General features: G+C 60.7%; 13 protein-coding genes, 1 other RNA gene and 1 pseudogene. 6 read left to right on the forward strand and 9 right to left on the reverse strand.

Features of this window, described 5'->3' with window-relative positions:
- Positions 1-78: 78 nt before the first annotated feature.
- The 7 genes and pseudogenes from ACYZT2_RS27570 to ACYZT2_RS27600 form a co-directional block, all read right to left on the reverse strand.
- Positions 79-1,695: an ABC transporter permease gene (locus ACYZT2_RS27570; protein WP_461968985.1), complete on the reverse strand. Its 1,617-nt coding sequence runs from the start codon at positions 1,693-1,695 to the stop codon at positions 79-81.
- Positions 1,696-1,872: 177 nt separating this feature from the next.
- Entirely contained in the window at positions 1,873-2,877 is a 1,005-nt protein-coding gene (locus ACYZT2_RS27575; RefSeq protein ID WP_461968987.1) for an extracellular solute-binding protein, read from the reverse strand.
- A 246-nt stretch (positions 2,878-3,123) separates the two neighbouring features.
- Complete coding sequence (locus ACYZT2_RS27580; RefSeq protein ID WP_461973290.1) at positions 3,124-4,341, reverse strand: 2-octaprenyl-3-methyl-6-methoxy-1,4-benzoquinol hydroxylase; 1,218 nt, start codon at positions 4,339-4,341, stop codon at positions 3,124-3,126.
- Positions 4,342-4,350: 9 nt separating this feature from the next.
- Positions 4,351-4,446, reverse strand: a pseudogene (locus ACYZT2_RS27585) (tetrameric acyl-CoA thioesterase); the annotation flags it as partial.
- 10 nt (positions 4,447-4,456) lie between these two features.
- The gene (ubiH, locus tag ACYZT2_RS27590; protein WP_461968989.1) at positions 4,457-5,644 is read right to left on the reverse strand and encodes a 2-octaprenyl-6-methoxyphenyl hydroxylase; all 1,188 of its coding nucleotides are present in this window, start codon (positions 5,642-5,644) and stop codon (positions 4,457-4,459) included.
- A complete protein-coding gene (gene pepP / locus ACYZT2_RS27595; RefSeq protein WP_454188149.1) occupies positions 5,641-6,975 on the reverse strand; it encodes a Xaa-Pro aminopeptidase in 1,335 nt (444 codons plus the stop codon). The genes ubiH and pepP overlap by 4 nt, the downstream gene beginning before the upstream one ends.
- Before the next feature lie 27 nt (positions 6,976-7,002).
- Positions 7,003-7,557, reverse strand: a complete 555-nt coding sequence (locus tag ACYZT2_RS27600; protein WP_461968991.1) for a YecA/YgfB family protein — start codon at positions 7,555-7,557, stop codon at positions 7,003-7,005.
- A 267-nt stretch (positions 7,558-7,824) separates the two neighbouring features.
- On the opposite strand from ACYZT2_RS27600, the gene ACYZT2_RS27605 reads away from it, so the two are divergent.
- From ACYZT2_RS27605 to ACYZT2_RS27620, 4 genes are all read left to right on the forward strand, one after another.
- Complete coding sequence (locus ACYZT2_RS27605; protein WP_007899405.1) at positions 7,825-8,034, forward strand: TIGR02449 family protein; 210 nt, start codon at positions 7,825-7,827, stop codon at positions 8,032-8,034.
- Positions 8,031-8,348, forward strand: coding sequence for a cell division protein ZapA (locus ACYZT2_RS27610; RefSeq protein WP_007942435.1), 318 nt, complete (start codon positions 8,031-8,033; stop codon positions 8,346-8,348). The genes ACYZT2_RS27605 and ACYZT2_RS27610 overlap by 4 nt, the downstream gene beginning before the upstream one ends.
- 30 nt (positions 8,349-8,378) lie before the next feature.
- Positions 8,379-8,557: non-coding RNA, 6S RNA (gene ssrS / locus ACYZT2_RS27615), on the forward strand.
- A gap of 85 nt (positions 8,558-8,642) precedes the next feature.
- A complete protein-coding gene (locus tag ACYZT2_RS27620) occupies positions 8,643-9,248 on the forward strand; it encodes a 5-formyltetrahydrofolate cyclo-ligase (RefSeq protein WP_461968993.1) in 606 nt (201 codons plus the stop codon).
- A 34-nt stretch (positions 9,249-9,282) separates the two neighbouring features.
- Here the strand turns inward: ACYZT2_RS27620 and ACYZT2_RS27625 are convergent, their stop codons facing one another.
- A complete protein-coding gene (locus ACYZT2_RS27625) occupies positions 9,283-9,432 on the reverse strand; it encodes a hypothetical protein (RefSeq protein WP_088500339.1) in 150 nt (49 codons plus the stop codon).
- Positions 9,433-9,632: 200 nt separating this feature from the next.
- On the opposite strand from ACYZT2_RS27625, the gene ACYZT2_RS27630 reads away from it, so the two are divergent.
- Positions 9,633-10,082 carry an EVE domain-containing protein gene (locus tag ACYZT2_RS27630; protein ID WP_461968996.1) on the forward strand — a complete coding sequence of 150 codons (450 nt, stop codon included), beginning with the start codon at positions 9,633-9,635 and terminating at the stop codon, positions 10,080-10,082.
- A 139-nt stretch (positions 10,083-10,221) separates the two neighbouring features.
- Here the strand turns inward: ACYZT2_RS27630 and ACYZT2_RS27635 are convergent, their stop codons facing one another.
- Positions 10,222-10,629 (reverse strand): flagellar basal body-associated protein FliL, encoded by a 408-nt coding sequence (locus ACYZT2_RS27635; RefSeq protein WP_033036301.1) that lies wholly within the window; start codon positions 10,627-10,629, stop codon positions 10,222-10,224.
- Between the two features lie 150 nt (positions 10,630-10,779).
- Here ACYZT2_RS27635 and ACYZT2_RS27640 point away from each other — a divergent pair, with 150 nt between their 5' ends.
- Positions 10,780-11,757 (forward strand): NADPH:quinone oxidoreductase family protein, encoded by a 978-nt coding sequence (locus ACYZT2_RS27640; RefSeq protein WP_461968998.1) that lies wholly within the window; start codon positions 10,780-10,782, stop codon positions 11,755-11,757.
- Positions 11,758-11,846: the final 89 nt, after the last annotated feature.

The raw sequence follows: 11,846 nt of genomic DNA on the forward strand, positions 1-11,846 counted from the left end.
GCCGTTTCAGCCACCCGGTCTGAAAGACGGACCGCACCGAATGCCGCGCATTGTAGCCGCAAGGTGTAGGACTGACACCTACGTGTTTCGATGCGCCGAACGTCGGATCAATCCGATGACCGGTAACAACCCGACCAACACCAGGGTCAGTGCCGGCAACGAGGCCCTCGCCCACTCGCCCTCGCTGGTCATTTCAAAGATCCGCACTGCCAGCGTGTCCCAGCCAAACGGGCGCATCAGCAGGGTCGCGGGCATTTCCTTGAGCACATCGACGAACACCAGCAACGCCGCGCTCAACGTGCCCGGCAGCAACAGCGGCAGATACACTTTGAAAAACAGTCGTGGCCCACTGACGCCAAGGCTACGTGCTGCTTCGGGCAAAGATGGCCGTATTCGCGCCAGGCTGCTTTCAAGCGGTCCATAGGCCACCGCGATGAATCGCACCAGATAGGCCAGCAACAACGCCGACAGACTGCCCAGCAGTAACGGTTTGCCGGCGCCGCCAAGCCAGCCCGACAGCGGGATCACCAGTTCGCGATCCAGGTAACTGAACGCCAGCATGATCGACACCGCCAGCACCGAGCCCGGCAAGGCGTAGCCAAGGTTGGCCAGGCTGATGCCGGAACGGATCGCCCGGGTTGGCGCCAATCGACGGGCAAAAGCCAGCACCAGCGCAACGCTGACGGTGATCAATGCCGCCATACCGCCCAAGTACAGGGTATGGACGATCAATCCGGCATAACGCTCGTCCAGATCGAAGCGCCCGCGTTGCCAGAACCACACCACCAGTTGCAGCACGGGAATGACGAAGGCGCAGGCGAATACCAGACCACACCAACTCATCGCCGCCAGTGCCTTGACCCCGCGCAGGTGATACATCGCCTTGACCCGTGGCCGTTCGTTGCTCGCCCGATTGGCCCCGCGGGCACGGCGCTCGCCATACAGCACGAGCATCACCACCAACAGCAACAGGCTGGCCAGTTGCGCCGCGGTGGACAGACTGAAGAAGCCATACCAGGTTTTGTAGATGGCGGTGGTGAACGTATCGAAGTTGAACACCGACACCGCACCAAAATCCGCCAGGGTTTCCATCAGCGCCAACGTTACCCCTGCGCCAATGGCCGGACGAGCCATGGGCAACGCCACCCGCCAGAACGCCTGCCACGGGGATTGCCCAAGGACGCGCGCCGCTTCCATCAGACCTTTGCCTTGAGCCAGGAAAGCGCTACGCGCCAACAGGTAAACATAGGGATAGAAAACCAGCACCAGCACCAGAATCACGCCGCCGGTGGAACGCACTCGCGGCAGCCGCAAACCGCTGCCAAACCATTCACGCAGCAAGGTTTGCATGGGGCCGGCAAAATCCAGCAAGCCAACGAAGACGAAGGCCAGCACGTAAGCAGGAATCGCAAAGGGCAGCATCAGCGCCCAGTCCAGCCAACGCCGCCCGGGAAATTCGCAGAGGCTGGTGAGCCAGGCCAGGCTGACGCCCAGCAGCGTTACACCGAAACCGACGCCGAGTACCAGCGTGAGGGTATTACCCAGCAGTCGCGGCATCTGGGTGTCCCACAGGTGGGACCATATCTGCTGATCGATGGTTTGCCAGGAAAGAAGCAGGACGCTCAGGGGCAGCAGGACCAGCGCAGCAATGGCGAAGACCAGGGGATACCAGCGGCGTTGGGCAGGGTGGGCCAAGGAAAGCTCTCGTTTAAATGATTGTGCCCACGCTCTGCGTGGGCACACATCTTGTGACGCTCTGCGTCACGCCTCGACGCGGAGCGTCGGTGGATGCGTTCCCACGCAGAGCGTGGGAACGATCAGGCCGGCAGGGACGCCGCCGACTTCATTCTGTGGCGCAGTATATCGACAGACTCAGTTCCAGCCAGCCCGATCCATCATCCGGATCGCTTCAGCCTGACGCTTGCCAGCGATTTCCACCGGCAAGGTGTCGGCCACAAACTTGCCCCAGCTCGCGACTTCAGCTGAAGGCTGAACGGCAGGGTTGGCCGGGAACTCCTGGTTCACGTCAGCGAAAATCTTCTGCGCTTCAGGCGTGGTCATCCACTCCACCAGCGCCTTGGCGGCTTGCGGGTGCGGCGCGTGTTTGGTCAGGCCGATGCCTGACAGGTTGACGTGCACGCCACGGTCGCCCTGATTGGGCCAGAACAGCTTAACCGGCAGGTCAGGCTTCTGTTTGTGCAGGCGGCCGTAGTAGTAAGTGTTGACGATACCGACGTCGCACTGGCCGGCGTTGATCGCCTCCAGTACGGCAATGTCGTCGGAGAACACGTCAGTGGACAGGTTGTTGACCCAGCCCTTGAGGATTTTCTCGGTTTTCTCGGCGCCATGGACTTCGATCATGGTGGCGGTGAGGGACTGGTTATAGACCTTCTTCGCCGTGCGCAGGCACAGGCGGCCTTCCCACTGCTTGTCGGCCAGCGCTTCGTAGGTGGTCAGCTCACCGGATTTTACCCGGTCGGTGGAGTAGGCGATGGTACGCGCCCGCAGGCTCACGCCGGTCCAGGCATGGGAGGAAGCGCGATATTGCAGCGGGATGTTGGCGTCGATCACCTTGGAAGTGAACGGCTGGAGGATGCCCATCTGCTCGGCCTGCCAGAGGTTGCCGGCATCGACGGTCAGCAGCAGGTCGGCGGTGGCGTTTTCGCCTTCGGCCTTGATCCGCTGCATCAGCGGCGCTTCCTTGTCGGTGATGAACTTCACCTGCACGCCGGTTTTCTGGGTATAGGCATCGAAGACCGGTTTGATCAGCTCATCGATACGCGAGGAGTAAACCACCACCTCGTCGGCGGCCTGGGCAGCGGTGCTGCCAATCAGGGTCAGGGCCAGTGCAGTCAGTAGACGCTTGGGTGCCAACATGGAAGCGGTCTCTCGAATGGGGAAGTGAGGCCAAATGATAAGGACTCACATTTCGCTTCTCAATCGAACAGTGGATTGAGGCGTTACCAGATGTTGCACAGCGGGGATTGGTGGTGGATGGGCCGACGCCTTCGCGGGCAAGCCTCGCTCCTACAGGTATTGAGTCAATCGCGACATCAGCGAACGACACAAAATCTGTAGGAGCGAGGCTTGCCCGCGAAGAGGCCATCAGCCCCAGTGAAGATCTCAGGCCTTGGCCAACGCCGGCAGATCCCCAATCAGCCCAAGCGCTTCGCGCACGAACAACGCCTTGGCCTCGGGCATTTGATCGACCATCTTCAACCCGGTATTACGCAACCAGCGCACCGGCAACGGATCGGCCTGGAACAGTCGCTCGAACCCTTCCATCGCCGCCATCAACGCCAGGTTGTGGGGCATGCGCCGACGCTCGTAGCGACTGAGCACTTTCACGTCCGCCAACCGCTCGCCACGCGCGGCCGCTTGCAGTAGCACTTCGGCCAACACCGCGGCATCGAGGAAACCGAGGTTCACGCCCTGCCCGGCCAGCGGATGGATGGTGTGGGCCGCATCGCCGATCAGCGCCAGGCCTTCAGCCACATACCGCTTGGCATGACGCTGACGCAGCGGCACGCACAAACGCGGGTCTGTGCTGAGCACTGTGCCGAGACAACCTTCAAAGGCCCGTTCCAGTTCCTTGCAGAAGCCTTCGTCGTCCAGCGCCATCAGGCGTTCGGCTTCGCTCGGCGTGGTCGACCAGACGATCGAGCACCAATCCTGTTGACCGTCCCGCTCCAGCGGCAGAAACGCCAGCGGGCCGTTGTCGGTGAATCGTTGCCAGGCGGTCATTCGATGAGGTTTTGAGCTGCGCACACTGGTGACGATCGCGTGGTGCATGTAATCCCACTCGCGAGTCGCAACGCCGGTCAGGCGCCGCACCGCCGAGTTGGCGCCATCCGCGGCGATCACTAAAGGCGCCCGCAAGGTGCGGCCATCCGCCAGGGTCAGCAGCCAGTCGTCACCGGAGCGACGCATCTGTTCCAGACGCGCATTGGCCAGCATTCCTAGATCACAGTCATGCAGTCGGTCGAGCAAGGCGTCCTGAACCACGCGGTTCTCGACGATATGCCCGAGCACTTCGGCATGCACGCTGGTCGCCGAGAAATGGATCTGCCCGGTGCCGCTGCCGTCCCAGACATGCATGTCGGTGTAAGGACTGCAGCGTCGAATAGCGATGCCATCCCAGACGCCCAGGCGTTCGAGTATTCGCTGGCTGGCCGCCGATAAGGCGCTCACCCGCGGTTCGAACGGAGCCTGCCCATCGAAGGGTTTGACGCTCAGGGGGCTACCGTCCAGCAGCAGGACTTCGAGCCCGCTGTTTTGTAACGCCAGCGCCAGGGCGCTGCCGACCATTCCGGCCCCGACAATCAGCAGATCTGCGCGCATTTCCATGCTTTAAGCCTGTCTCGCTTGCGGCTTGAGCCGCAGGTAATGGGTTCTCTCGACGCGTGTCAGCAAAGTGCGCGCGCCATCATGAATATCGACTTGCAGGTGCGCCCTCTTAAACATCGGGACGTGTACCCAAACCCATGGCCTGTCGGGCGAACCAGCGTTTGGCAGGCGGCAGCAGATCGAGGCCGAGCAGGCCGATGTTGCGGCCCAGGGAAACCAGCGGCTGAGTGTTGCCGAATAACCGGGTGACCTGATCGGAAAAGCCCACGGTCAGGCTCTGATCCAGACGCTGACGCTCGCGATAGGCCTGCAAAGTAGCGAAATCGCCGGGCGATGTCTCGCTGCCCAACAAGCTGTCGGCCAGCGCCTGGGCGTCACGCAACGACAGGTTGAATCCTTGCCCGGCAATCGGATGCAGGCTATGCGCAGCGTTACCGAGAATCGCCAGATGCGGGCGGACTTGTTCCTCGGCTTCGATCAGCGACAGCGGATACAAATGCCGTACGCCGACCTGCTTCAGAGTGCCGAGGCGATAACCGAAGATGCCCTGCAACTCGCCGAGAAAGCTGCGGTCATCCAGGGCTGCCAGCCGTTGCGCGTCCATGCCCAGACGGGTCCAGACCAAGGCGCAGCGATTGTCCGGCAACGGCAGCAAGGCCATCGGGCCATCGTCGGTGAAGCGTTCGAAGGCCATGCCGTTGTGGGATTCGCTGGGGGTAATGTTGGCGATCAGCGCGCTCTGGTTGTACGGGCGTGTTTTGATGCCGATCCCCAATTGCTCACGCAATCCCGAACGCCCACCATCGGCCAACACCGCGAGGTCGCATTCCAGCAGGGTTTCATCGTCGAGCGTCAGGCTATAGCCGTCGGTCAGGGGCTCCATGCCGGTGACTTCCGCCGGGCACCGCCAACTGACCACGTCCTTGTCCAGACCTTGCCAGAGGCATTGGCCGAGCCAAGCGTTTTCCACCACATAACCCAGCGCCGGAACGCCCTCTTCCATCGCCGACAGCCGTGCGGTAGAGAAACGTCCACGGTCGGAGACATGAATCTGCTTGATCGGCTCGGCGCGGCGGGAAATTTCCTGCCACACGCCCAACCGTTGATAAATCTGCCGGGCGCCGAACGACAGCGCCGAAGAACGGGCGTCATAGCTCGGCTGGTAGGTGTGGCCGGGGGCAAACGGCTCGATCAGCACAATCTTCCAGCCACGGGCCTTGGCCCCGGCCTGCAACGCCAACGCCAGGCTGGCGCCGACCAAACCACCGCCGATGATTGCCAGATTGACTCGACTCATGCCGCTTGTGTCCGTGCAGCGGCCATCAAGGCCTCGATTTCAGCGACCGTTTTCGGCACGCCGTTAGTCAGGATTTCACAACCGGTTTTGGTAACCACCACGTCGTCCTCGATGCGCACGCCAATGCCGCGCCATTTTTTCGCCACGTTCTGGTTGTCCGCAGCGATGTAGATGCCCGGCTCGACCGTCAGCGCCATGCCGACTTCCAGCACGCGCCATTCGCCGCCGACCTTGTATTCGCCGACATCATGCACATCCATACCCAGCCAGTGGCCGGCGCGGTGCATGTAAAACGCTTTATAGGCTTCGCTGGCGATCAACTCGTCGACGTCGCCCTGCAACAGGCCCAACTTCACCAGACCGGCGGTAATCACCCGGACCGTAGCTTCGTGTGCCTGATTCCAGTGCTTGTTCGGTGCGATTTCGGCAAACGCCGCTTCCTGGGAAGCCAGCACCAACTCGTAGATCGCCTTCTGCTCCGGTGAATACTTGCCGTTGACCGGCCAGGTGCGGGTGATGTCGCTTGCGTAGCAGTCGATCTCGCAACCGGCGTCGATCAGCACCAGATCGCCGTCCTTGAGCACCGCGTCATTCTGCTGGTAATGCAGGATGCAGCTGTTGCGCCCCGCCGCGACGATCGAACCATAGGCTGGCATCTTCGCCCCACCCTTGCGGAATTCGTAATCGAGCTCGGCTTCGAGGCTGAACTCATGCAAACCGGCACGGCTGGCCTGCATCGCACGAATATGTGCCTGGGCAGAAATCCGTGCGGCTTCGCGCATCACCTTCACTTCTGCCGCCGATTTATACAGGCGCATGTCGTGAAGCAGATGATCCAGGGCAACGAATTCGTTCGGCGGCTGGGCGCCCAGGTGCGCTTTAGAACGGATCACGTTGATCCAGTCCATCAGGTGCCGATCGAATTCCGGATTGCTGCCCATGGCCGAATACACCCGGTCGCGGCCTTCGATCAGGCCCGGCAGGATGTCGTCGATGTCGGTGATGGGGAATGCGTCGTCGGCGCCGAAATCGCGGATCGCGCCTTCCTGACCGGCACGCAGGCCGTCCCACAATTCACGTTCGGCATTACGTTCCCGGCAAAACAGCACGTATTCGCCGTGCTCACGGCCGGGCATCAAGACGATGACGGCTTGAGGCTCGGGGAAACCGCTGAGGTACTGGAAGTCGCTGTCTTGACGGTAGACATGCTCGACATCGCGGTTGCGGATGGCCACCGCGGCGGCGGGCAGGATGGCGATGCTGTTGGGTTCCATCTGCGCCATCAACGCCTTGCGGCGACGGCTGTATTCCGATTTCGGGATATGAATCATGGGCAGATGGCTTTCCCTGGCACGCGATTAATGCAACGACGGTTTGGCAGCCGCTTCGTCGGTTTTCCTGGTTTCGGTGAACAGCAGCAACGGAGCGACGCGCAGGTACTCCATCACTTCCATGTAGTCACTTTCGCCGTCGTCGGACTCTTCCAGTGCGTCTTGCACCTGGGCGATGGCGGCGAGATCCTGCAGCACTTCGGTGGCTTCAGAGCTCAAGGCGTATTCGCGACGGGTCAGACCGAAGCCGGTGAGGAAGCCCTGGCACCATTGGCCCAATGCGGCCGCGCGTTCGGTGAGCGGCGCGTCGTCGGTCGGCAGCAGCAGAACAACGGTCATGTCGTCGCTGGTAAGCTCGCCCTTGACCATCTCTTGCAGGCCGATCAAGGCGTTGCGAACGTTGTCTTGCGGCTCGCCTTCGAGCAGCTCGGCGGCGTCGGCCAACCAGTTGTCGGCCTCGAAGCCGGCACCGGCGCAACTGCGGCCGAGCAGCAGGCCGTGCAGTTCGGCAGGCGAGACGGGATGGCCGCTGGTGCTCAGCAGGATGGCGAAGGCTTGGTACGGAGAATTCTGAATGGGCATGGGCAGCTAGGCGCCAGACGGCGCTATGTCTAGAATGAAGGCCTTGTATCCTACATCGACAGACTCGCCAAGACTATTAAAGGCTGTCCGCCTGTCAGGCCTGTAAGAAAACTCGCCGAGCGGCGATCAGGCAAGGCAAAAACAGGCGAGCAAGCGGAGTGTAGGGCCCTACATGAGCATTGCGAGCCTGTTTTTAACGCAGCATGATCGACGCGCAGGCAGTTTTGTACAGAGTCTGCCACCCATCAGACACAACCAGTGGACACAATGGAAGACACCGACCTGCAAGCGCTGATGGCCAGACTCGAACTGCTAATTACTCGAGTCGAGCAACTAAAGAGTCAGAACGGACTCCTATTAGCTCAGGAAAAGAGCTGGCGCGAGGAACGCGCGCACCTCATTGAAAAAAATGAAATCGCCCGGCGTAAGGTCGAATCGATGATTTCGCGCCTCAAGGCCCTGGAGCAAGACTCATGAGTTCAAGCAATAGCGTTACTGTGCAGATCCTCGACAAAGAATACTCGATCATCTGCCCCCAGGAAGAGCGCAGCAATCTGGTCAGCGCCGCCCGTTACCTGGACGGCAAGATGCGCGAAATCCGCAGCAGCGGCAAAGTCATCGGCGCCGACCGCATCGCCGTGATGGCCGCGCTGAACATCACGCACGATCTTCTGCACAAGGAAGAACGCCCGGATGTGCAAGCCAGCGGCTCGACCCGCGAGCAGGTTCGCGACCTGCTGGACCGTGTCGATCTGGTACTGGCAACCGATCCGGATGTCACCAAAGGCTGATTCGCGTGACCGCTTGGGGTATACTCGCATCACTCCCTGGGGTGCTTGCCAGTTGACGACGTCCCTGAGCCGATTCGCACTACCCTGGAAGTTGCACGTTGGGCTGGTGTGCATGTCCGCTAGACGGAAAGCCTTAAAGCCTACTGCATCTTCCACCTTGAACTTTCGGGTTCAAGGGCTAAGTCGACAGCGGTTCATCCGGGGAGCCTGATTCCAGTCCGATGCCGGTTTAAATACCGGCATCGGCTTTTTTACGGGTACGCTTTAGTACTCGCACTTGCGAAGCCTGAATCCATGACCGAACCTGCGCTGCTGCCCCGCCCGCAACTTCGACGCATGCTGCGCAAGGCCCGCCGCGCACTGACCCCCAGTCAGCAGCGCGAGGCCGCTCGCGGGCTGTATAAACAATTGGCCCAGCACCCGCTGTTCCGCCGCGCAAAACACATCTCTCTGTACCTGCCCAACGACGGTGAAATCGATCCGCGCCTGCTGATGCGTGCCGCGCAACGTCGGGGCAAGGCGATTTATCTGCCGGTGCTCAGAGCCTGGCCGCGAACCAAAATGGTGTTCCAGCGGATTCGTCCCGGCGAAAAGCTCAAACCCAACCGTTTTCGCATCCCCGAACCTCGGCACAACATCGCCCGACAACGCAAGGTCTGGGCGCTGGACCTGGTGTTGTTGCCGCTGGTGGGGTTTGACGATGTCGGCGGACGCCTGGGAATGGGCGGTGGTTTCTACGATCGGAGCCTGGCGTACCTGACGCGCCGCAAAAACTGGCGCAAGCCAACGCTGCTGGGCCTGGCCCATGAATGTCAGAAGGTTCAACGATTGGCTCAGGCGAGCTGGGATGTACCGCTGCAGGGAACAGTCACGGACAAGGCCTGGTATTTCGCGGACTAGACGCCACTGATTTCAGCGGCGTCGAAAGACAGGCTCAGCGTTTGAAGGCCGACGGCTGTTGTTGTGCAATCTCGATCGGGGCATCGGGCTTGTTGTTCCACAGGCTTTGGGCATAGCCAGTGGTCACGACGCCAAGGCCGAACAAAATAACCAAAATCCATAGTAAATCCGGTTTGCGTTTCATCGATTGCCCCCCAAAGGCACATCAACACGATGACAGCAGCGGTTTCCGTTGTAGGTGTAGGCCGTGCAGCAGCGTCAAGCTGAGAAGGCCGGCATTTTGCGACAACGTGAACCGACACGCAAACGCTGGCGTCAACCGACTGTCGGTTTGTCATAAAATTGCCCGACAACTTGCCCACTCACCTCGCAAGGAGCAAAACCATGGCCTATTGGCTGATGAAATCCGAGCCCGACGAACTCTCGATCAAAGACCTGGAAAAGCTAGGCCGAGCGCGCTGGGACGGGGTTCGCAACTATCAGGCACGTAACTTCCTGCGGGCCATGGCGGTGGGTGACGAGTTTTTCTTCTATCACTCGAGCTGCCCGGAGCCGGGGATTGCCGGGATCGGCAAGATTGTCGAAGCCGCCTACCCGGACCCGACGGCGCTGGAACCTGAAAGTAATTACTTCGATCCGAAGGCCACTGCCGAGAAAAACGCCTGGAGCGCGATTGATGTCGCGCACGTCGAGACGTTTTCCAGGGTGCTGAAGCTGGATTATCTGAAGCAGCAAACGGCACTGGCCGAGATGCCACTGGTACAGAAAGGCTCGCGACTGTCGGTGATGCCGGTGACGGCCGAGCAGTGGGCGGCGGTGATTGCACTTTTGTAGGAGCAGGGGCTTGCCGGCGATGGCGATCTCAAGGGCGCTATCGCGAGCAGGCTCGCTCCCACAGGGGATCTGCATTCACTGGAGATCCCCTGTGGGAGCGAGCCTGCTCGCGATGAGGCCGACCGAAACAGCGAAAAACTTACTGAATGATAAGGTTGTTGAACAACAAATCCTCAACCACCGGTTTGCCGGTCTCGTCGTTCATCACTTGCTGGGTCTGCTTCAAGGCTTCCTGACGCAGTTTTTCCTTGGCTTCGACGTTGTTCATGGCTTCAGTGGTCTGCTGCGCAAACAACGCCACCAGCTGATTACGGATCAATGGCTCATTGGCCTTCACCGCTTTGGTCGCCTCGTCACCGGTCACCCGCAACGCCACATCGGCCTTGTAGACCTTGAGCTTCGGCGTACCGTCCAGCCCATAGTTGCCCACGAATGGCGGGCTCAGGGTGATGTAGTTGACCTTCGGGGCTTCACCTTCTTTGGCTTCTTCGGCCATCGCTGCCACAGGCAGAGACAGGGCCAGCATCAACATGATCCACGCTTTCACAATTCGCTCCTTATCCGGTTTGCGGCCAAGCATAACGACCCGCCGCTCAAGCACAAGCTTATGGCTGACTATCAGGGTCGGGCATGCTCGTTGACCCAATGACTCACACACCTACACTTATCGGCCATCACTCCCAAAGGAATAGCCCTGATGAAAGCCGTGCTGTGCAAAGCCTTCGGCCCTGCCGAATCGCTGGTGCTGGAAGACGTCGCCAGTCCTGTCGCGAAGAAGAATGAAATCCTGCTGGACGTGCATGCGGCTGGGGTGAATTTCCCGGACACGCTGATCATCGAGGGCAAGTACCAGTTCAAACCGCCCTTCCCGTTTTCGCCGGGTGGCGAAGCGGCTGGCGTGGTCAGTGCGGTGGGCGAAAAGGTCAGCCATCTCAAGGTCGGTGACCGGGTCATGGCCCTGACTGGTTGGGGCAGCTTCGCCGAGCAGGTCGCGGTGCCGGGCTACAACGTGTTGCCGATCCCGCCATCGATGGGCTTCAACACCGCCGCCGCATTCAGCATGACCTACGGCACTTCGATGCACGCCCTCAAGCAACGGGGCAACCTGCAATCCGGCGAAACCTTGCTGGTGCTTGGCGCTTCCGGCGGTGTCGGCCTCGCTGCGGTGGAAATCGGCAAAGCCATGGGCGCACGGGTGATCGCCGCCGCCAGCAGCGCGGAAAAACTCGCGGTGGCCAAGGCCGCCGGCGCCGATGAGCTGATCAACTACAGCGAAACCAGCCTCAAGGACGAAATCAAACGCCTGACCGACGGCCAGGGCGCCGACGTGATCTACGATCCGGTGGGCGGCGATCTGTTCGACCAGGCGATCCGCGCCATCGCCTGGAACGGCCGACTTTTGGTGGTCGGTTTCGCCAGCGGACGAATTCCGGAGCTGCCCGTGAACCTGGCACTGCTCAAAGGTGCCGCGGTGGTCGGCGTGTTCTGGGGCTCGTTTGCCCAACGCCAGCCACAAGACAACGCGGCGAACTTCCAGCAACTGTTTGGCTGGTTTGCCGAAGGCAAGTTGAAGCCGCTGGTGTCGCAGGTTTATCCCCTGAGCAATGCGGCGCAGGCCATCAATGATCTTGGCCAGCGCAAAGCGGTCGGGAAAGTGGTGGTTCAGGTTCGCTGATTGTTTATCTGATCTGTTTTACCTAACCGGGTCGTAGCCCTGCGACCCGGTTCCACCATCCCCATACCGCCCCGCATTTATACCTGAGC

This window comes from Pseudomonas sp. MDT1-85 (assembly GCF_054898065.1).